Annotated in this window: 17 protein-coding genes and 1 pseudogene; 13 read left to right on the top strand and 5 right to left on the bottom strand. The window is 30.7% G+C overall.

Going from position 1 to position 21,266, the window contains the following annotated elements:
- Positions 1–128: 128 nt before the first annotated feature.
- Together OREMA_RS0103950 and zupT are read left to right on the top strand one after the other, a co-directional pair.
- Positions 129–938 carry a ZIP family metal transporter gene (locus OREMA_RS0103950; protein ID WP_026188904.1) on the top strand — a complete coding sequence of 270 codons (810 nt, stop codon included), beginning with the start codon at positions 129–131 and terminating at the stop codon, positions 936–938.
- A 66-nt stretch (positions 939–1,004) separates the two neighbouring features.
- Positions 1,005–1,814, top strand: a complete 810-nt coding sequence (gene zupT, locus OREMA_RS0103945) for a zinc transporter ZupT (RefSeq protein WP_018247985.1) — start codon at positions 1,005–1,007, stop codon at positions 1,812–1,814.
- Between the two features lie 188 nt (positions 1,815–2,002).
- On the opposite strand, the gene OREMA_RS0103940 is transcribed toward zupT, so the two are convergent.
- Positions 2,003–2,464 carry a spore coat protein gene (locus OREMA_RS0103940; protein ID WP_018247984.1) on the bottom strand — a complete coding sequence of 154 codons (462 nt, stop codon included), beginning with the start codon at positions 2,462–2,464 and terminating at the stop codon, positions 2,003–2,005.
- 355 nt (positions 2,465–2,819) lie between these two features.
- Between OREMA_RS0103940 and OREMA_RS0103935 the strand changes: the two genes are divergently transcribed.
- From OREMA_RS0103935 to OREMA_RS19395, 6 genes and pseudogenes are all read left to right on the top strand, one after another.
- Positions 2,820–4,022 carry a S41 family peptidase gene (locus OREMA_RS0103935; RefSeq protein ID WP_018247983.1) on the top strand — a complete coding sequence of 401 codons (1,203 nt, stop codon included), beginning with the start codon at positions 2,820–2,822 and terminating at the stop codon, positions 4,020–4,022.
- Positions 4,023–4,036: 14 nt separating this feature from the next.
- The gene (locus OREMA_RS0103930; protein WP_018247982.1) at positions 4,037–5,194 is read left to right on the top strand and encodes a divergent polysaccharide deacetylase family protein; all 1,158 of its coding nucleotides are present in this window, start codon (positions 4,037–4,039) and stop codon (positions 5,192–5,194) included.
- 180 nt (positions 5,195–5,374) lie between these two features.
- The gene (uvrB, locus tag OREMA_RS0103925; protein WP_018247981.1) at positions 5,375–7,354 is read left to right on the top strand and encodes an excinuclease ABC subunit UvrB; all 1,980 of its coding nucleotides are present in this window, start codon (positions 5,375–5,377) and stop codon (positions 7,352–7,354) included.
- Positions 7,355–7,357: 3 nt separating this feature from the next.
- Positions 7,358–7,468, top strand: a complete 111-nt coding sequence (locus OREMA_RS19405; protein WP_083900060.1) for a UvrB/UvrC motif-containing protein — start codon at positions 7,358–7,360, stop codon at positions 7,466–7,468.
- 27 nt (positions 7,469–7,495) lie between these two features.
- Positions 7,496–7,582, top strand: a complete 87-nt coding sequence (locus tag OREMA_RS19400; RefSeq protein WP_083900073.1) for a UvrB/UvrC motif-containing protein — start codon at positions 7,496–7,498, stop codon at positions 7,580–7,582.
- A gap of 57 nt (positions 7,583–7,639) precedes the next feature.
- Positions 7,640–7,696, top strand: a pseudogene (locus tag OREMA_RS19395) (UvrB/UvrC motif-containing protein); the annotation flags it as partial.
- A 53-nt stretch (positions 7,697–7,749) separates the two neighbouring features.
- On the opposite strand, the gene OREMA_RS0103920 reads toward OREMA_RS19395, so the two are convergent.
- Positions 7,750–7,971 (bottom strand): hypothetical protein, encoded by a 222-nt coding sequence (locus tag OREMA_RS0103920; protein ID WP_018247980.1) that lies wholly within the window; start codon positions 7,969–7,971, stop codon positions 7,750–7,752.
- 210 nt (positions 7,972–8,181) lie between these two features.
- On the opposite strand from OREMA_RS0103920, the gene OREMA_RS0103915 reads away from it, so the two are divergent.
- On the top strand, positions 8,182–8,994 hold the full coding sequence (locus OREMA_RS0103915) for an ATP-binding protein (protein WP_018247979.1): 813 nt from the start codon (positions 8,182–8,184) through the stop codon (positions 8,992–8,994).
- A 290-nt stretch (positions 8,995–9,284) separates the two neighbouring features.
- Here the strand turns inward: OREMA_RS0103915 and OREMA_RS0103910 are convergent, their stop codons facing one another.
- The 3 genes from OREMA_RS0103910 to OREMA_RS0103900 form a co-directional block, all read right to left on the bottom strand.
- A complete protein-coding gene (locus OREMA_RS0103910) occupies positions 9,285–10,247 on the bottom strand; it encodes an alpha/beta hydrolase (protein ID WP_018247978.1) in 963 nt (320 codons plus the stop codon).
- Positions 10,248–10,472: 225 nt separating this feature from the next.
- Positions 10,473–12,131: an NAD(P)H-dependent oxidoreductase gene (locus tag OREMA_RS0103905; protein ID WP_018247977.1), complete on the bottom strand. Its 1,659-nt coding sequence runs from the start codon at positions 12,129–12,131 to the stop codon at positions 10,473–10,475.
- 12 nt (positions 12,132–12,143) lie between these two features.
- On the bottom strand, positions 12,144–12,698 hold the full coding sequence (locus OREMA_RS0103900) for a PadR family transcriptional regulator (RefSeq protein ID WP_157279991.1): 555 nt from the start codon (positions 12,696–12,698) through the stop codon (positions 12,144–12,146).
- Between the two features lie 870 nt (positions 12,699–13,568).
- On the opposite strand from OREMA_RS0103900, the gene OREMA_RS0103895 reads away from it, so the two are divergent.
- The 4 genes from OREMA_RS0103895 (at position 13,569) to OREMA_RS0103880 (ending at position 21,072) form a co-directional block, all read left to right on the top strand.
- Positions 13,569–17,774, top strand: a complete 4,206-nt coding sequence (locus OREMA_RS0103895; protein ID WP_018247975.1) for a DUF2339 domain-containing protein — start codon at positions 13,569–13,571, stop codon at positions 17,772–17,774.
- A 453-nt stretch (positions 17,775–18,227) separates the two neighbouring features.
- Positions 18,228–19,403: a toxic anion resistance protein gene (locus OREMA_RS17130; protein ID WP_018247974.1), complete on the top strand. Its 1,176-nt coding sequence runs from the start codon at positions 18,228–18,230 to the stop codon at positions 19,401–19,403.
- An 11-nt stretch (positions 19,404–19,414) separates the two neighbouring features.
- Positions 19,415–20,221, top strand: a complete 807-nt coding sequence (locus tag OREMA_RS0103885) for a hypothetical protein (RefSeq protein ID WP_018247973.1) — start codon at positions 19,415–19,417, stop codon at positions 20,219–20,221.
- Between the two features lie 185 nt (positions 20,222–20,406).
- Complete coding sequence (locus tag OREMA_RS0103880; protein ID WP_018247972.1) at positions 20,407–21,072, top strand: hypothetical protein; 666 nt, start codon at positions 20,407–20,409, stop codon at positions 21,070–21,072.
- Positions 21,073–21,266 lie beyond the last annotated feature (194 nt).

Here is a 21,266-nt window from a genome sequence, read left to right as displayed (position 1 = left end):
GTTAATTTTAATTATATTTTAAAATTGGATAATTATCAGATAGATTTTTGATTTACTTATGGAAGATAATATATTATAATATAATTAATAACTATTATTAATAGTAAAGGAAGGATGATTTTATGTTTTTGGAATGGTTTAAAGAATTAACTCCTATTACTCAAGCTTTGTTGGCAACCTTGTTTACTTGGTTTTTAACTGCTTTGGGAGCAGGAGTAGTATTCTTTTTTAAAGAAGTAAATAGAAAGTTTTTAGATGGAATGTTAGGCTTTGCAGCTGGAGTAATGATTGCAGCTAGTTTTTGGTCATTACTAGCTCCTGCTATTGAGATGTCAGAAAACTTAGGTATTCCTGGATGGGTTCCAGCGGTAATTGGATTTTTATTAGGAGGAGTATTTTTAAGGTTTGTAGATAGATATTTACCTCATCTTCATCCCGGCCTATCTCAAGGTAAAGCAGAAGGGGTTAAAACTAGTTGGGAAAGAAGTGTTTTGTTAGTACTTGCAGTAACTTTACATAATATTCCTGAAGGTTTAGCTGTAGGGGTGGCTTTTGGTGCAGTAGGTGCTAATTTGCCCTCAGCTTCTTTAGCAGGGGCAATAGCTCTGGCTATAGGTATCGGTATTCAAAATTTCCCAGAAGGAACAGCTGTATCAGTACCTCTAAGAAGAGAAGGATTATCACCAATGAAGAGTTTTATGTATGGTCAAGCATCAGGAATAGTTGAACCAATTGCAGGAGTACTTGGTGCAGCAGCTGTATTATTGATGAGACCTATTTTGCCTTATGCTTTATCTTTTGCTGCCGGGGCAATGATTTTTGTAGTAGGTGAAGAATTGATTCCTGAATCTCATCAAGAAGGTAATAGTCATATAGCTACAGCTGGTTTAATGCTTGGCTTTGCAGTAATGATGTCTTTAGATGTAGCTTTGGGTTAAATTATTTTTAAGGCTATTAATTTATAATTAATCAGATAATTACTGATAATATAATGAGGTGTTAAAATGGATAATGTTTTAATTGCTTTTTTGCTAACATTATTTGCAGGATTATCAACGGGAATTGGAAGTGCTTTAGCCTTCTTTACCAAAAGGACTAATACATCATTTTTAGCAACATCATTAGGATTTTCAGCCGGGGTAATGATTTATGTATCTTTTATAGAGATTATACCAAAGGCTCAAGATTCTTTAGTAGTCGCTTTAGGTGCGGAAAATGGCGAATGGGCTACAGTGGGGGCCTTCTTTTTGGGAATAGCTTTAATTGCAATTATAGATAAATTTGTTCCTGAAGCAGAGAATCCTCATGAAGCTAGAGATAAGAGAGAAATTAGAGATTTACAAGAGGACACAATAGATGACAAGAGCCAGTTATTAAGAATGGGAATGTTTTCAGCTTTAGCAATTGCAATACATAATTTCCCTGAAGGATTAGCTACCTTTGCTTCAGCATTGTCTGACCCAGCTTTGGGAATATCTATTGCTATTGCTGTTGCGATACACAATATTCCAGAAGGGATTTCTGTTTCAGTACCAATTTATCATGCTACAGGGGATAAGAAGAAAGCCTTTATATACTCTTTTCTATCTGGAGTTGCTGAGCCTTTAGGAGCAATTTTAGGGTATTTTGTCTTTAGAACCTTCTTTAGTGAATTAACTTTTGGAGTTCTATTTGGAAGTGTAGCAGGAATAATGGTATTCATATCTATTGATGAGTTATTGCCCACTTCTCGTAAATATGGACATGGTCACCAAGTGATTTATGGTTTTGTAGCTGGAATGGCAGTAATGGCATTGAGTTTATTGCTGTTTTAGTTGTTGGTTCTTAGCTATTTGCTATTAGTCAAGAAGATTTTAAATTAATAAGTAAAAACTAGACATAGTTATCTTAAAAAAAGCACCCTATAAAATAATTCTAAAAAGAGTATTTATTATAGGGTGTTTTTATATAGTAAAGATATTTTTTGCCTAATGTAAAACAGCTAATAGTTAGTAGCTAGAGTTTATTTTGGATTATACATACCACGACTTTGCATATAGTTGAAGATACCTTCTCCATGCTCTTGCTCTTCTTTTTGGATATGGTTTAGAACTTGTCGGGCTTTAGAATTAGTAAATTCAAAGATGCTAGTATTATAAGTAGAAGATACGTATTTTTCAGTCATTAGCTGGTCAGTACATAATTTGTAGTCAGCGTCATTTCCAGTCTTTCCTTGGCTTATCTGAGGTTGATTATTTTGCTGTTGCTTTCCCTGATTTATCTGAGGGATAGTACCATTGAGCATCTGGCTAACAGTATCAAAGTGTTGTTGCTCTTGATCTGCATAATAATTAAATAGTGCCTTTAATTCTGGATCTTGAGCTTGATTTGCATAATGTTTATACTTTTGAATACAGATCTCTTCATGGCTCTTTTGGTCTTCTAGAAGAGTTCTTTCTTTTTGAGTTAGTGTAATTTGTGTCAAGATATCGCCTCCTTTGTTAGTTTATTTTTTGGAATAATTGAATTTTTATTCTGGTTTTTAATTTTAATCCTAAATAATTATTAGAATTATTGATAGAAATAAGAAAATATTACAGTATTTAATTTAGATAGTAAAGATCATTTAACTTTTCAATGTTGCTTTATACTAATAGTGTATTAAATCATATAATTTAAAATGGAATAAAAATATAGTGGTAGTATTTTTTTTATAGAAGATTAAAATTATCCACAATTAACTATAATATATAGTCTGATCATAGGTGGATTGTTTGCGGAAATATAAAAAAAATGGTAGAATTAAATGTAATAAACTAAGTGGGAAGGTAGGAAAATAGATGTTTAATAAAAAAAGAGTAATAAGTACAGTGCTAATATTATTAATGTTAGTAACTGCAGGTGCAACAGGATTTTTTATTCATAAAGTGCAAGCAAACCAAGTAAATGAATTAAATATGTTCAAGAAACTTTTTGTTATTTTAGATTTAGTTAAAAGAAGCTATGTTGAAGAAACAGATGCTGATGAGTTATTAACAGGTGCTATAGATGGTATGTTAGAGACCTTAGATGATCCATATACAGGATATTTACCACCTCAGGACTTTGAAAATATGCAGGAAGAATTTGAAGGTAAATATGGTGGGATTGGAATTGTTATTACTATGAAAGATGAGCAACTTACAATTGTATCACCTATGGAGGATACACCTGGTGAGAGAGCAGGATTGCTTGGTGGAGATATGATTGTAGCAATTGATGGAGTAGATACTAAAGGTATGGGAATGCAGAAAGCTGTAGGAATGATGAAAGGTGAAGCCGGTACTAAAGTAACTCTAACAATAAAAAGGTTAATAGATCAGGAAGAGGATCAAGCTAATAAAGAAAAAGAAAATGGAGATAAGTTTAATAAATTTGATGTAGAGATTATAAGAGAAGATATTGAGCTGTCTTATGTTTCTTCAGAGATGAAAGAAGGAAATATTGGTTATATTCGTTTAACTCAATTTATTGATCATGTAGGAGAAAAGGTTGCTGATGAGATTGATAAGCTACATAAAGAAGGAGCTAAAGCATTTATTCTTGATTTAAGAAATAATCCAGGAGGACTGTTAGGTGAAGCTTCTAAAGTAGCAAGTAATTTTATTGATAAAGGAGCAGTTGTTTACGTGAAAGAAAGAGGTAAAGCAAAAGAAGCAGTACCATTATTTAGAGGGATTAAGAGTATTGATGAACCTCTAGTTATCTTAGTTAATGGTGGTAGTGCTAGTGCTTCTGAAATAGTAACAGGTGCTATTCAGGATAATCATCGAGGAGTAATAGTTGGAGATAAGACCTTTGGTAAAGGGGTAGTGCAAAGTGTAGTTCCTTTAGCTGATGGTTCAGCTGTAAAGCTTACTACAGCTAAGTATTATACTCCAGCTGGAAGGTTTATTCATCACCAAGGTATTGAACCTGATGTAAAGATTAAGTATAATCCAGATACAGAAATAGATGATCAACTAGAGAAAGCTATTGAAATTTTAGAAGAAAAATTAAATTAGAGAGGGTAATAGCGATGGATATAGATAAGTTATTGACTATTTTACTTTCTATGCTTCTATTGTTGTTATTGTCAGCATGTTCTCAAGATAGTCAACCAACAACATCTAATCAAGATACAGAACTAGAGAGTATAAAGGTAGATTATAGTAAACTTAGCAATCAATTTGATAATAAATTAGATTCTATTTTAAAAGAATTTAATCTAGATAAAGAGATACTGATATCAGAATCATCACAAAAGGATAAAGAAGTTCAGAGAGAAGATTATAAATTTACTTGGAGATATAACTATCGTAAGTTAGAAGTTCCTCTTTTTGATACAAATATTAGACTCTTATCTAGTCTGAAGGATGAACTAATTAATAAGCTAGATCAAAACTTTCCAATAGTTAAAGCTGATTGGAGTCAAGATGAATCAGAGCAAAGGTTGGTTATAGATATTGCATTTAAAGCACAATCTAATAGCGCAGAATTTAAGACTCATCATCTTGAATTTATTCAGCCAGAACCAAAAGCTAAATTAGCAATTGTAATTGATGATTGGGGCTTTAATAGGCAGGGAACAGAAGAAATGTTAAGTATTGAAAGACCTTTGACTATGGCAGTTTTACCTTTTAGACCATATTCAGACAAGGATGCTAGATTGATTAGAGAGTCAGATCATGAATTGATCTTACATCAACCATTAGAGCCTACTAATCCAGAAGTAGATCCAGGTAAGGGTGCTATTTATAGCAAGATGGATTCTAAGCAGATTAAAGAGGTATTTGAGAAAAACTTAGATAGTTTAGTAGAAGTAGTGGGTGCAAATCATCATATGGGATCTAAAGCTTCTGCTGATAGCCATGTAATGAAGGCTATAATAGAGGTATTAAAGAAAAGAGATCTTTTCTATCTAGATAGTAGTACTTCACAGAAGTCTGTAGGCTTTGAAACTGCTAAAGAATATGGTGTTCCAACTACATTAAATTATTTATTTATTGATAATATTGATAAAAAAGAGGAAGTTAAGAAGATGATACTTCGTTTAGCTAAAATAGCCTTAGAAAAGAAAGAGTTAGTAATAATTGGACATGTTAGATCTAATACTGCTTTAGCTATTCAAGAATTAATTCCTACTATTGAAGATATGGGAGTTAAGATGGTATATGTGTCAGATTTGCTTGAATAGATTTTGAATTTAGTTTAGATTTACTAAGCACCTGCTTTTGTGGGTGCTTTTTCGGTTATAATAATATATTGTAATATTTTCTGGTGTTAGGTATTATGTTTTACTAGAACCTAGAGCCTAACACCTAACTCCTAAATAAACTAAATTTTATATTATAAAAAGGTGAGGTGAAAATAAATTATGCCTAATTTTAAGCTGGTTTCAGAGTATTCTCCTAAAGGCGACCAACCTAAAGCAATTGAAAAATTAGTTTCAGGCATGGAGGAAGGAATGAAGGAACAGACATTATTAGGGGTAACTGGTTCAGGAAAGACATTTACTATAGCAAATGTAATCGAGGAAGTAAAAAAGCCTACCTTAGTTATAGCCCATAATAAGACTTTGGCTGCACAATTATGTAGTGAATTTAAGGAGTTCTTCCCTGAAAATAAAGTGGGATACTTTGTTAGTTATTATGACTATTATCAACCAGAAGCCTATGTACCACAAACAGACACTTATATAGAAAAGGATGCTTCAATTAATGAAGAGGTTGATAAGATGAGATTATCGGCAACTAGTTCTTTATTTGAGCGTGATGATGTAATTATTGTAGCTAGTGTCTCCTGTATTTATGGATTGGGTAATCCAGCTGATTATTTAGATTTGACCTGTTATTTAGAAAGAGGAATGATTAAAGATCGAAGTGATATAATTCGTGAGTTGGTAGGGATTCAATATAAAAGAAATGAGATTGATTTTGCCCGAGGGACTTTTAGGGTGAAAGGTGATGTTATAGAAATTATTCCAGCGTATGAAGATAAGGCATATCGAGTTGAATTATTTGGAGATGAGATTGATCAAATTAAAGAGATTAATACTTTGACAGGTGAAATTTTAGGTAATTTAGGTGAATTGACAATTTATCCTGCTAGCCACTTTGTTACTCCAGAAGATAAGATTGAACGTGCTTTGGAAGAAATTGAAAGAGAGTTAGGAGAGAGGTTAGAAGAGTTAAGAAGTGAAGGGAAGTTATTAGAAGCTCAAAGATTAGAAGAAAGAACTAAGTATGATATGGAGATGATGTCAGAAGTAGGGTTCTGTTCTGGGATAGAGAATTATTCTCGACATTTAGAAGGAAGGGCTTCTGGTTCTAGACCACAAACTTTACTTGATTATTTTCCTGATGATTTTTTATTAGTCATTGATGAATCTCATAAAACTGTTCCTCAAATTGGAGGGATGTATGCAGGGGATAGATCTAGAAAAGAAAGATTGGTAGAGTATGGTTTTCGCTTAGCTTCTGCTTTAGACAATCGCCCTTTAAAATTCAATGAATTTGAAAGCTTGATTAACCAAGTTGTATATATTTCTGCTACACCAGCAGATTATGAGCTTCAAAGAAGTAAGCAGGTTGTAGAACAGATTGTTCGTCCAACTGGTTTGATTGATCCAGAGATAGAGGTAAGACCTATTAAAAATCAAATTGATAACTTGCTAGGTGAGATTAATCAAGTAATTACTAGAAATGAAAGGGTATTAATTACAACCTTAACTAAAAGAATGGCAGAGGATCTAACAGATTATTTAGAAAAGTCAGGAATTAAAGTTAGATATCTTCATTCAGATATAGATACTATTGAAAGATTAGAGATTATTAGAGATTTACGTTTAGGTAAATTTGATGTTTTGGTGGGTATTAATCTATTGAGAGAAGGATTAGATATTCCTGAAGTGTCTTTAGTCGCTATTTTAGATGCAGATAAAGAAGGTTTTTTACGTTCAACTTCATCTTTGGTTCAAACAATTGGACGAGCTGCTCGTAATGCTAATGGTAGAGTGATTATGTATGCTGATAAGATGACCGATTCAATGAAAGAAGCTATTGGAGAGACTAACCGTCGTCGTCAGTTACAGATGGATTTTAATGAAGAACATAATATTATTCCTCAGACTATTAAGAAGAAGGTTAGAGAGGTACTTCGTCCAGTTGATATGGTAGTTGAAAGTAGAGAAGATTACAAGCTAGATGAAGAAGAGCTAGAAGAGATGTCAGAAGCAGAGATTTTAAGGGAGATAGCAGAATTAGAAGAAGAGATGGAAGAAGCAGCGAAGGATTTGGAGTTTGAACTTGCAGCTCAGATTAGAGACGAGATTGAAGAATTACGCACTAAACTATGATGATTGAACTCTTACGAAGAGTCTTGGATTTTTAAGACTCGTAGGGCGAATTTAGAATTTGAGTTAGCGGCACAGATTCGCGATGAAATTAAAGAATTAAGAAATAAGTTGTAAACTTAATAGTCACGGAGAGTTTTTCGTATTTTAAAAACTCGTAGGAAGAACCTTGAGTTTGAACTGGCAGCTCAGATAAGGGACGAGATTGAGGAGTTACGCACTAAACTATGATGATTGAACTCTTACGAAGAGTCTTGGATTTTTAAGACTCGTAGGGCAAACTTGTAGTTCGAGTTAGCAGCCCAAATTAGAGATGAAATAGAAGAGCTAAGAGATAAATTATAAATTAAAATAAAAATAACCTAACTAAGGATTAGCTAATCCTTAGTTAGGTTATTTCAGTCTAAATCATAAATTTTTTCTACATGACAGTCACTAACAGTCTTGATTCCTTCTTTAATCTTTTGATCAGTAATCTGCTTTTTTAGTGTAGCAGTGATGCTATTATCTTTAGCATCTACATTAACAAATTTAATTTCATCTATTTCTTTTAAATTCCCTTTAATTAGATCTAAATCTTCTTCTGATTCTATATTTTCAAGATATACCTTCTTCTTCACTACAATTACCTCCTTTGTTTAGCTAAATATATAACTATTATAACCACAATTAAAATTTAAAATTAATCAAATTTACTCTATGTGATACTCTTCACAGAAGTAAGATTAGAAAAGGATTATAATTTAATTAAGTTAAGAGTTTATTGATAACAAATGCAATTTTATATAAAATAGTTTAGGATAAATTGAATTTTTAAGGAGGAGATTAATATGGCTACAAGACAGATTATTGAAATTGATGAAGATAAATGTAATGGTTGTGGTTTATGTGTAACAGGTTGTCATGAAGGAGCATTACAGATTGTGAATGGTAAGGCAAAGTTGGTAAATGAGAGTTTTTGTGATGGCTTTGGTGATTGTATAGGTGAATGTCCAACAGGTGCTTTAGTTATTACAGAACGGGAAGCTAAAGAGTTTGACTTAGATGCAACGGCAGAACATGTTAGAAGTTTAAGAGGTGAAGAGGCAGTAGAAGAAATGATGGAAGCCCAAAAAGAGCATGAAGCTAATAATTCTGATTCATCTTCAAATCATAGTAGTGGAGGCTGTCCAGGAAGTAGAATGAGAGTAATGAAGAAGGCTAAGGGTGGATGTCCAGGTAAGCAAATGAAGGTTATGGATAAAGATTCAAAGGATAATAATAATGTAGAAATTCAATCTGAATTACAACAATGGCCAGTTCAAATTCACTTAGTACCTCCAATGGCTCCATATTTTAAAAATGCCGATTTATTAATTACCGCTGATTGTGTTCCAATTGCTTATGCAAATTATCATCAGAAATTATTAAAAGGAAAAGCAGTAGCAATGGGCTGTCCGAAGCTAGATGATGGGCAGGCTTATGTAAATAAATTAACCTCTATTATTGCAAATAATGATTTAAATAGTATTACTGTGGCTCGGATGGAAGTTCCTTGCTGTGGTGGAATGGTAAGAATTGCAGAAGAAGCAGTTAGAAAAGCTGAATCAGATTTAGAAGTAGAAATTGTTACAATTAGTATTGATGGTGAGCTGAAAAATTAGTTTAAAGAAAGGAAGAGGCTCTAGCTAGAGCCTCTTCCTTTCTTTAGACATAATTCTGTTTAAGTTCCATTATTTTTACCTACTATTTCGATATCCCCTATAACTTGACCTAAAATGCTACTTTTATATTTATAATCTTTAGGATAATATGCATTTCTTTTGTTTATAATTTTAAAGACTTCATCCAAAGTCGCTAACTATAGTTATGGTTAGCACCAATTACTTATTTTTAAATTAAAGTGTAATTTAGCAGCTAAAATACCAACCTGCAATTTAGATGATGAATTTAACTATTCAAATAACCAGAGATAGGCTTTTGGAAAATATTTTGCCCAGTAGTTTTCATAATGATTGCCCTCTTCATCTATTACTAGCTTTAAATCATCTTTCTTAAAACCTATCTGTTGTAACAAATTATAAAAGGAAACTACATTATTCCTAAAGAACTTGCTTTGTTCTAAATTACCACCAACTTCTTGTCCCCCCACATAGAGATATATCTTCATCTCTTCTTGTATTTCTCTAGTTTGTATCCAATCAAAGATCATTCCATTTCCTTTACTAGACTCATTATAACCAACCCATAAAGATGGGGAAAAAGCACCTATTTTAGAGAATACATTTGGATATTTAAGCCCTGCATATAAAGAGATCAATCCTCCTAAAGAAGAACCAGCGATTCCAGTATGCTCACGTTCTTTCAATGTTCTATAATTGTTATCGATATAAGGTTTTAATTTACTAACGATAAACTCTACATAATCATCTGCCTCTACTGGAGGAGCTTCTCCTTGACTATTATAAATGCTCCAAGGAGCGTATTCACGATATCTATAATAATTCCCGCTTTCCCCTCCGTGCTCTACTGCTACTACGATTACTCCATCAGTCTTATTCTCGTTAAATAATCTCTCCAGACTTTCATCTACCTCCCATTCTACACGATGTCCTACAGGCATATCAAAGACCTTTTGACCATCATGCATATAAAGAACAGGATATCTTTTATTACTTTGATTATAATCAGGTGGCAGGTATATCCAGATTCTTCTCTTTCTATCTAGCGGAGTCATTTGAAAGTCATCAACGATCTTAACATTTCCTACTACACTGAAATCTTTGCCATTAGCTACCTTAATTTTTAAAGTAGACTTAGCATAAGTTTTTTTGCTCATAGCATTAACCTCTAACACTCCAATTAACAAAAGAATTAATATAATTAATAAATATAAGCTACTACTAGCTCTTTTCATAAAATCACCTCCAATTTTAATCAAAGCATAGTGTTTTTAACACTGATTCTCCAATTTTAATTGCGCAAGATTGAAGTAGTATTAAGGACTGTTCTTTGGGTCATACTTTAGTAAGGTTATCCTTTAGGAAGACCTTCAGGTTATACTTTATTACTATCGTTTCTTGAAGAATTGTTGAAATCTTTCTTATGCTATTTTATATCTGTTCATTCTTCTATTGTAGAATTAAGAGGAGAAGATATTTTTTTTAAGCTTTCCTTTTGCAATATATTCAGGATATTTCTTGGAAAAGTAATTAGTAAATTTAATGGCTACTAAAATTAATATATATAGTAGTGGAGAGTATTTTAAATAGCTATAATTCTTTAAAATAATCATAGCTACACCTTGACCAACAAACATTAATGCCCAAAATAGAGTTAGAATATCATTGGTTTTAATAAATATAGGATTATCTTCTAGATCTTCTTCATAGTCATACTTTGAATAATCGCTGGTCAAAGCAGTGTTAAATAAGACTGATAGACCCCAGATTGAAGCTACTGCAAAGTAGTTAAGCTCAATGCCTATATTACTTAATAGCTGATAATCAAAAAGACTAATAATGGATAAGATTGAGAAATATAGAGTGTTCATTTTTTCAAAATAAGTAAGCTCATATTTTTTCTTTTTGATAGCAACCAGTCCTAAACTAAGTAATAGAGGTAATAAAACTCCTGCTAAGAGATTTGATTCAATGAAGATCCAAGAGAAGACCCAAGGAATAAAGGAGATTCCCATTGCTTTTTGACCAACTAATCGGGAATCTATATTTATTTTTTGATTTTTATTATCTTGTTTTCCCTTAGATGAACCAAAGATTCTGTCTAATTTTTGAATCAAATCAAAATCTCCTTCTATTTTATAAAGTCCATCCATCATTGCTTGAGGTCCATCTAAGTCTCCTTGAGAAATCTTTTGCCAAATCTCATAGCCTGTAATGATCTTAGCACTAAAGTTATTACTAGGCCCCTTTTTTAGTTGACAGCTGTTATCTTTAATAATAAAGTGGTTGCTTTCATTCAAGTCTGTAAATTCCATCTCTAAAATAGCATCAATGCCATTTGCATTATTGGGAACAAAGCTATGGCCCATCAACTTTAATAGATTATATCCTTTTTGTGATTTTTCTGTTGTGATTTTTTCTTCTGTTTTCTGAGTTAAATTAGCCATTTCAACAAAATCGTCGATAGGAACTAATTCTTTTTTCAAAAGATCTTTTGTTTTTTTGTTTAAGGAGCCTTGTGATATAAATTCTTTACCTGCTTGCTGAACAGCATCTAAATACCAGGATATTCTGTTTTCTAAGGCTTTGACTGATAATAGTTCCCCCATGACAGTTAGAATACTTTCACTAACTTTGCCTCCAGTTATTTTGTTTAGCTGATCTATTAATACTTCAAAGTTATGAGCTTCAGGAAAACCAGCAGTAGATATTAGTATATTTTTTTTATTATTCATATCATATCTTTGAGGGTGGGTATAAGTTTCATCATATTTCACTATATCTGGTTTATTAATTGGCAAGGTTCTTTCAGTGAACCTTTTCATTATAGAAGTCATTCCGAAATGATAAAGTGGGGTAGCCCAAATTACCAAATCTGCATTAACATAACTAGAAATTAGATCTTTCATATCATCATTAAAAATACATTTACCAGGAGTCTTATTCCAGCAAGAAAAGCATCCTGTACAAGAATTGATATTCTTCTTGTATAATTCAATATTTTCAATAATAAGATTAGAACTCTCTTCTTTAAGACCTGTAATAAAATTATCAACTAACTTAGCTGTGTTACCTTTCTTTCCTCGTGGACTACCATTTAAGATTAATATATTCTCCAAATTATCCACCTCCTATAAGTTATCTAACATCTCTAAAATATCATTAGCCCATTCAATATTGGCTTTAAAGTTATAGTATCCTTTTTTTATACTCATCGCCCAATAAATATAGTCATTACTATCTCCTAGATAATCTTCTTTAATATACTTCTTTTTTATATTATCTAAGTTATCTAGATAGATTTGATGCTGTTGAATATATTCCTGTAATGCTATTTTTAAATTTTGGTTATTTCCTTTAGCGCTGAAAAATATTCTCATCAAAAAAGAATCTCTGATTTTCATTGAATCTTCAAAAGAATATTGATTAATCCAATTGACTAATTCTTCTTCTCCATTTTTAGTGATTGAATAAAGCTTTTTATCTGGTTTACCTTCTTGATGGACTATTTTGGATACTACAAATTCTTTTTCTTCAAGGTTACCAAGATCTCGATAGATCTGGCTTTTTTGTGCACTCCAGAAGAATTGAAGAGATTGATCAAAGTATTTACTCAAATCATATCCTGTCATATCATTGTAGGATAATAATCCTAAGATTCCATGTTTTAAAGAGATAAGTATCACTCCTTTAATTTATATTCTACTTGTTATATATTATACATGTATAATATCGTATTGTCAAATTATTCAAAATGATTTTTGAGTCAATAAGAGAGTTATATTTTGAGTATAAAGAGATACTTTGGCCACTAGCTTATAGCTGTTAGCCTCTAGCTATTAGTATTGTTTTTATAAGCTCTAAGCCAGCGGTTAGTAGCCAACAGCCAGAAGCTAAAATTGTCGCAATATCTTTTTTAATCATCATATTACAATTTATAATCACATAAGATAAAATTGATTTTTGATGAAATAATTGCTATAATTTTAATTGTAAAATTTTAACTTCCGTTATATTTCAGTAATTAGCTTATTTTGATGAATTAAAGTTATAGATTGATTTGACTTTTCTTATTATATAGATTGAATTTAAAAAATTTCATTAAAACATAAGTATTTACTAAAATAATTTTTAGCCACGAATTAATACGAATAAAGGACTGAAGAATTAATTTATATACCTAAAATTTAAATTTCATGAAGGGGGATCTGTCCAAACCCAGAGAGGAATGACTGAGGAAGTACTCTTGGGTGATTTACGCAGGTATGTTAGCTATTGGCTATTAGCTAACGGAATAAATAAGGTCAGAACTTAATCAGGTTTTAATCAGCGTCAAAAAAAGCTTGGGTTTCAATTTGTTTCTAAGTAAATTTAAATTCTTTCTTATGTTCTATATATAATTTAATTTTTTAAAATTATTCGTGTAGATTAGTTAAATTTGTAACAAAACAAGTTTTTTAGTTATATTTTTTATGAAAATTATTAGTTCAGCTTATATAGTTGTTTAAGAGAGTGTTATAAGTAGATAGCTAATAATAAGATAAGGGGTGGGGATAGTGTTTTCTTTTATATTAATTATTATTTTTATAATTATTTTAATTAATTTAAGTAATGAGATTAAAAATTTAAGAAAGGAAGTTAGATATTTAAAGAGTGAAGTTATAGAATTTAGTAATTTTAAAGAAAAAATTGATGGACAATTATTAAAAGAAAGTTCAGTTAGAGAAGAATTGGAAAAGGTAGAATTAGAAAATGAAGAAATGCAAAAGGCAGTAGATGAAACAGAAAAAGGAGAAGTTATAAAAGAAGAGATTATAGAAGATAAGAAAAAAGAGAAAGTAGATGTCACAGCGGCTGGTATAGAAGATAAAACTAGTATTGCAATAGAAGTAGAAGAAGAGGCTGATACTGAAGAAGAATCAGATACTACAGTAGATAATATAGAGGAGCAGACTATAGTTAAGACAAAGGAAGAAGTTAATAATCTCCAAGATAGTTCAAAGGAGGATTATTGGAAGCAATTTGCTGTAAAAGAAGAAGAGGATAATCATCTAGACGATAATATTAAAAGTGATACAAGTGTTGAGCAAAGATTAAATCAACTTGATGAAGAGGTTAAACAAGAACGAGCAGACAGAATGAAAAAGTTTAAAGAAATGTTAAGAGGAAAGGTGATTGAGCCCTTTGATAGAGCTATTTGGAGTAAGAGATCAAAATTTGATTTTGAAAAGATGCTTAGTTTTGAATATTGGTTAAATAAGATAGGGATTGGATTATTATTATTAGGGATTATATTTTTATTTAAGTATTCACTTAATCAGGGATGGGTTACACCACAGATTAAGGTTGGTATAGGCTTGGCAATAGGAATTACCCTTGAAGTTATAGGACTTAGAGTGTATAGTAAGCGAGCAAGATTTGGGCAGGTGCTAATTGGAGGAGGGATTGCGGCCTTATATGCTAGTGGTTTTGCAGCCTTTCAATTATATGAAATAGTTCCTTATTTACTTGCCTTCGTATTTATGTTAGCAGTAACATTATATGCTTATTACCTATCAATTAGGCAAGAAGAGGTTGTATTAGCTTTAATAGGTTTTGTTGGTGGAGTAGGAACTCCATTTTTATTATACAGTGGAGAGGGAAGCTTAGTTAACTTAATGTTATATCTATGTTTTATTGTAGGTGGAACATCTTTGGTCTACTTATATAAAGGATGGCCTTTATTGTTATGGGTATCTGTATTAGGAGGTTGGCCTTTAATCTCTTTAGGTTTAATTGGTGATATAAGTTATGCGGAAAGAAGAGCAGTTCAGGTAGCAATTGTATTCTTTTGGCTTATATATTGGATTATTCCAGTATTACGTGAGGTTTTATGGTCAAAGAATAAAAATAAATGGTCTAAACCTAGTTTAGATTTTTTAAAGGATCATCTTTCAGAGGATATGATGGCTTTTGTAAATAGGCATGTGAATCTATTAGTAATTATAACTCCATTAATCTCATTGTTATATTCAATGAAGCTTTGGAAGGTTGGTTATAGAATTTGGGATTTAGGAAATAGTAGCTTAAGGTGGGGGGGAATTGCTTTAGCTGGAAGTGTAGTTTATCAGGCAGTTGCTTTCATTCTTAAAAAAATTAAAGTAAAAGAAAAGTTAGAGTATGTACATATTCTAATGGCTTTTGTATTACTTACTATGACATTGATTATTTTGGTAGAGGGGAATACTTTGATTGCAGCTTTAGCATTAGAAACAACAGCATTGATATTAGTGTCAATTAAACTTAAAGATAAGATTATGAATTTAATGTCTCATTTAATCTTTGTAGTTGTAGCTATTTGGCTAGGATTAAGATTAGCTATGAATGATTTAATAGGTCTTCCTATTTTAAATACTCAAGCCATAGTTGATATAGTAATTATTATATGTGGATTAGTTACTACTAAAAATATTAAGGATAAAAGGGTATCACAGATCTATAAATTATTCTTTGGTCATTTAGCAATCTTAACTCTATTATGGCGTGAACTTTCACCAGTTCCAAACGGATATCACCTAATTGCTATTGCTTGGGCAGCTGAAGCTTTAGCAGAGTATATAATTGCGAAAAAGTATGATAATAAACTGCTTAAGAATGCTTCACATCTAGTTTTTGGAGCGTTACTATTATGGCGTGGGTACTGGTTTATAACAGAAACAGTTAATGGAATGGTCGTCTTTAATATGCAGTCATTAGCTGATATTATAATCATTGCTGTTGGATTTATAATGTCCAGCTTAGATAATGTTAAAAGCAAAAATAATACTCTTTATAAGATTGGAAGTTATCTAGCTGCTTTTGGTTTAGCATGGCGGGAATTATCAGCACTTCCAGGCTACAATTATGTGATGATTGCTTGGGTCTTAGAAGCAGTTATTATTCATATTTTGGCTTATCGAGATTCTGATAGATTTATGACCTTAAGTGCTCATTATGTATTTATGATTTTAGGAGTGATCTTAGGTTATAGATTAATAAGAGGCTTTAGTTATTATTATCTAACAACACCTGTTTTTAATTTGACCGCTTTAGTAGATTTATTAATTATTACTTCAGCTTTAGGCATAAGTAAAATTATAAAGAGAGAAGAAAAAATTCTTTATAGGGTAATTGCTTTAGTTATGATCTTAGGATGGTTATTTAGAGAATTATCAATTTTAGCTTATAATTATGTACTTTTAGCTTGGTTAATAGAAGGCTTGATAGTCCATTTAATAGCTAAGTCTAAAAATTACAATTATTTGAAGTTAACTGCCCATTTAACCTTTATTTTAATGGCTTTATGGGTAGGATTAAGAATAACTTTAGGATGGGATAGTTTATCACTCATAAGTATAGGTTCTATAGTTAATCTGCTTATTATAGCAAGTGCTGTGTATATATCTAAGAAGCTAAACTCTGTAGATAAGAGATATTATCTAGTAGGTGCTAATCTACTATTTTTAGCTTGGTTATTTAGAGGGTTAATTACTTTTGGTTATAGTTATATTATGTTAGCTTGGACTGTTGAAGCAATAATAGTACATTTGATTGCTAAAAAGAAGAAGCTTAATTATTTAAATGATTTTAGCCATTTAGTTTTTGCAATTTTAGGTATTTGGATAGTAGCTAGAGCAAGTTCAAGAATAAGTGGTTATCTACCTGCTCTTAGCTTTGGAGTATTAACAGACTTTATTATTTTAGTTAGTATAGCGCTAGTAGGAAAGAAAATTGTTGAGAAGAGAATGAAGAATCTCTATTTATTATTATCTCATATTTTATTCTTGCTTTGTTCATATCAATTCCTATCTAATTTTATTAGGGGTTATGAGTATACAATGTTAGTTTGGGTAATAGAAGCAACTATTCTTTATATTATTGCTAAAAGAAAAGATAACTTTGATCTTGAGGTAGGTGCTGACTTTGTCTTTGGAGCTTTAGCTCTTTGGATTTCTGCTAGGATATTTTTAAACTTAGTTGATTATCCAATACTGAATTTTGCTGTGATTACAGAGGCAATTGTCATAGCTCTTATAGGAGGAACAATTAAATTATACGGAAAAGAAATTGAGCTAAAGTATTACAAATTATTATCGGCTTTATTATTAGCAGGAATATTCTACAGAGAGTTTGAAGGTCTGCATAATGGTTATAGCTATATAATTATCTCTTGGACAATACTAGGTTTGTTACTACATTTTGATGCTAAAAGAAGTCTAGATTTAACTGCTAAATTTTCTTCTCAAGTTGTTTTTGCTATATTAGCTGTTTGGGTAGTTTATAGAATATTTAAAATAAGATTGGGAGTACCAATTCTTAATATAATGGCCTTAGCTGATATTTTAGTAATACTTTGTATTGCAATTTATGCTTATTTTGAAAGTGATAAGACTAAAGCCTTGGTATATGGATTTTTCTCTTATTTGAGTATGTTAATATTACTTTATAAAGAGTTTGTTCATTTAGCAAATGGGCAAGGATCTGTAACAGTAGCTTGGGGAATATATGCGATAAGTATCTTACTTTTTGGGCTTAGATTAGATAAGAGATTGTTTATAGGTACAGCAGTAGCTACCTTATTTGTGGTAGTTGGAAAGTTGTTTATGATAGATTTAGCAAATGTAGAAGCAATTTGGAAGATATTATTATTCATTGGATTTGGGGTAGTCTTCTTAGTTATTAGTTATTATCTGCAAATACTATGGAAACCTAAATTAGATGAAGATGAAATGATAGAGCAATAAGATGATTTTGATAAAGAGTTAAAAAATATAGTTAAAAGAACCCGACCATTAATGGTCGGGTTTTTGATGATTAATAAGGGATTTAGCTCTATGATTTAAAGATTAATTTTTGTTTTTAGTAATTATAAAAGTAAGAATCGAATAGAGATTTGTAATATATAGTATTAAAAGATATAAATAATAAAATATCAAACAAATAACAAAAACGCTTATTTTAACTTGGTACAAACTAAATTATCAAAATTTAATAATTAGAGATTTAAAGCTTTGATGCAAATTGGGAGCTGATTTTTTAATAATAAAATCGCTTGACATCTATAATTTTACATGATAGATTAAAAATGCAATTATAAGTAAAATTTTAAAATAAAATGATTTTAATTACAAACTTGCTTATATTTTTAGACTAAGAAATAAGAAAAAAATTATCAGGATAGAATAGGGAGGGTAATAATGAGTAATGATTTTTCTTTGATTTTACCAGAGGATAGAGAGCTAAAAGAGAAGATTGAGGAAGAAAATAGTGTTCCTAAAGAGGAATTAACTGAACTTGAAAAGCAATCTGAAGACTTTATTGAAAGCTTATTAATGCTAAATGATAAAGAAGTAGAAGAAAGAGATATAGCGATTAGCAATATTGATAAGCTTGGAATAGATGTGCAGAAAGAAAGTTCATTAAATAGTGCCAAGTTAAAGACATCTGTTCAGAGTATTTCTGCAAAAAGTTCAGATGGAGAAAGAGTAGCTAATTCTTTATTAGAACTAAAGTCTACTGTAGAAGATTTAGATCCAAGTGATATTGATTTTACAAAAAGAAGCAAGGGAATATTTAAAATTTTCAATCCAGTGAATAAATACTTTGATAAATATAAGAGTTCAGAAGAAATAATTAATAAGATTATAGAAAGTTTGGAGAAATCTAAAGGGATATTAAAAAGAGATAATATTACTTTAACTTATGACCAAGAAGATATGTATAATTTGACTAAGAGATTAAGTAAATATATAGAAATGGGTAATTATATTGATAAAAGGTTATCAGTAGAAATAGAATCTATAAGAGATGAAGATAAAAGGAAATTTTTAATGGAAGAGATACAATTCCCTCTAAGACAAAGGGTAATGGACTTACAGCAACAACAGTCTATAAACCAACAAGGGATATTTGCGATAGAAATTATAAAGAAGAATAATAAGGAATTAATTAGGGGAATAGATAGAGCAAAGATGGTCACAGTAAATGCTTTAGAAATAGCGATAATAGTTTCTCAAGCTCTTGCAGATCAGAAACTTGTATTAGATAAGATAAACGCTTTAAATGCTGCTACCAATAATTTAATAGCTGGGACTGCTGAAAAATTAAAAGAACAGGGAATTGAAATTCAAAAGCAAGCTTCTTCATCTATGTTGGAAGCCGATAAATTAAAAGAGGCTTTTAAAGACATAAATGATGCAATGGATGAAATAACAAGTTTTAGGCTTAAATCTCTACCAAAGATGAAAGAGTCAATAGAAGAGTTTAACGAACTTATTACAGCAGGGGAAGAAAAAATTAAAGGTTTTGCTAAGGCTAAAAATATAAATCTGCTCGATGAAGATAAGATCGATAATAAGAAAGTTAATAATTAAGGAGTATAAAGGTGGATAAGAAAAAAATCATAAAGAAATTGATCCCTTTTGTAATAGCTATAGAAGTTATTTTCTTTTCAGACTCGCTTCAAAAATTTGGACTTGGAATTATAGTAGGAGCGTTATTAGTCGAAGTTTTAAACTTGAGATTAGATAGAACAAAGTTCAAAGCTAAAACTGAAAAATCTCCATTAAAGGATTTGGAAGATATAAAGCTATCAGAAGCTTCAATTTCATACAATAAAGGAATTATAGAGTTCATTGAAGAGTTAAAATTACAATTTAGTGATTTAACAAGTTCTAAATATTATAAAGAAAGTGCTAGGCTGGCTTTAAATCAATTACTCAGGTTAATTGATAAATTTGAAAAGTTTAAAAATATCCTAGATATTAAGCTAGATAAAGAAGAGATAACTTATGAAAGATTTATGAGCGTAACCGAAGAAGTTTATTATAATATTTTAGATAATTTAGAAAAGATAAAGAATATTTATCAATCAATAGAAGATGTTAATCTAGGTTACATAAACTTTAGGATCGATATGTTGGAAAACAAAGCAGATTTAACGACTGAGATGAGAGAAGAGCTTATATCTTTGCAAAAGAGAAAAGGGATGATTTTAGGCGAACTAGATTCTATAGATAGATATCTATCTATTAATGAAAAAGCAATGACAGATATAGATAATATGAAAATAAAATTAGGAAGAGTTAAAACATCTTCAAGTCAGGCCAAGAAGGAGTTTGATTTAAGTATTGCTGACTTACAGAAGATGGCAAATCGAATAAATCAATACGAATATAAGGGCAATTTATGATTTAGAATTAAAAATTTAAAATCAAAGACCGAAGCTCAAAATTTAAAGACAAGGAATTATTGAGACTTGTGGATTTACTCACTACGAGTTTTAGCTTCAGGTTTAAAAATAAATCCTTAAGCCTATGTCAAAAACAATTTCCTAAGAATAAAGAATTGCCTGACACTAAATAGAAAGGAGACATTATGGAATATATTCAATTTGCTTTTACTGGAATCAATATACTACCTTCTATTTTTTTAATTATGGTAATAACCTACTGGCTCTTAATAATATTGGGCATATTCTCCTTTGATACTATAGATTTTGAATTAGACTTAGAGGTGGACTTTTCATCTAATATGTACTTTGATGGTGGAATTGATCCTGAAGAAATAAAATCAGAGCTGGGAACAGTAAAATATTATTCTGTAAAGATATTAAAATTTTTAAATATTGGTGCTGTGCCTATTATGTTTTACGGTACTATTTTATTTCTTGTACTATGGTCTTTGACCATGTTAGTTTATTATACGAATATTTCTCCAAACTCCTTTTTGGGGATTTTAATATTTGTACAGAATTTTATAATATCAATTTTTATAACTAAAGGACTTACAGAGCCATTGAAAGGATTTTTTGCCTCTATGGAAGACAGAAGTGATATTAAGATTATTGGTCAGAGCTGTGTTTTGAAGTCCAGTTTGAATTCTGGAAATATTGCTCAGGCTGAAATTATAGTTAATGGATATCCTATTGTAATTAATGTAAAGTCTTTAGGAGAAAACATTTTGAAGGGTAGTCAAATAATTGTAGTATCAAAAGTTCAAGGGAAAGAACTATATATTGTAAAAGAGAAGTTAAATATTTAATAGAAAGATGAAATAGTTAAATGTTCAACTATTTATGAGTAATTTATTAGCCACAGGATTCAGCCCAATGTCATCAATTTACAATACCATTAATTCACAAATGTTTTGAAAGGGGTTATGTTTTTCCCCTCGCTTGGGATGAAGAGAGGGGATTAAGGGGAGAGTTCGAGGTTTTAAAAACTCACAACTCTCTC

The sequence above is a fragment of the Orenia marismortui DSM 5156 genome, from assembly GCF_000379025.1.
In the GTDB taxonomy this organism is placed as follows: Bacteria; Bacillota; Halanaerobiia; order Halobacteroidales; family Halobacteroidaceae; genus Orenia; species Orenia marismortui.
This window is presented reverse-complemented; position numbering and strand designations above follow the sequence as displayed.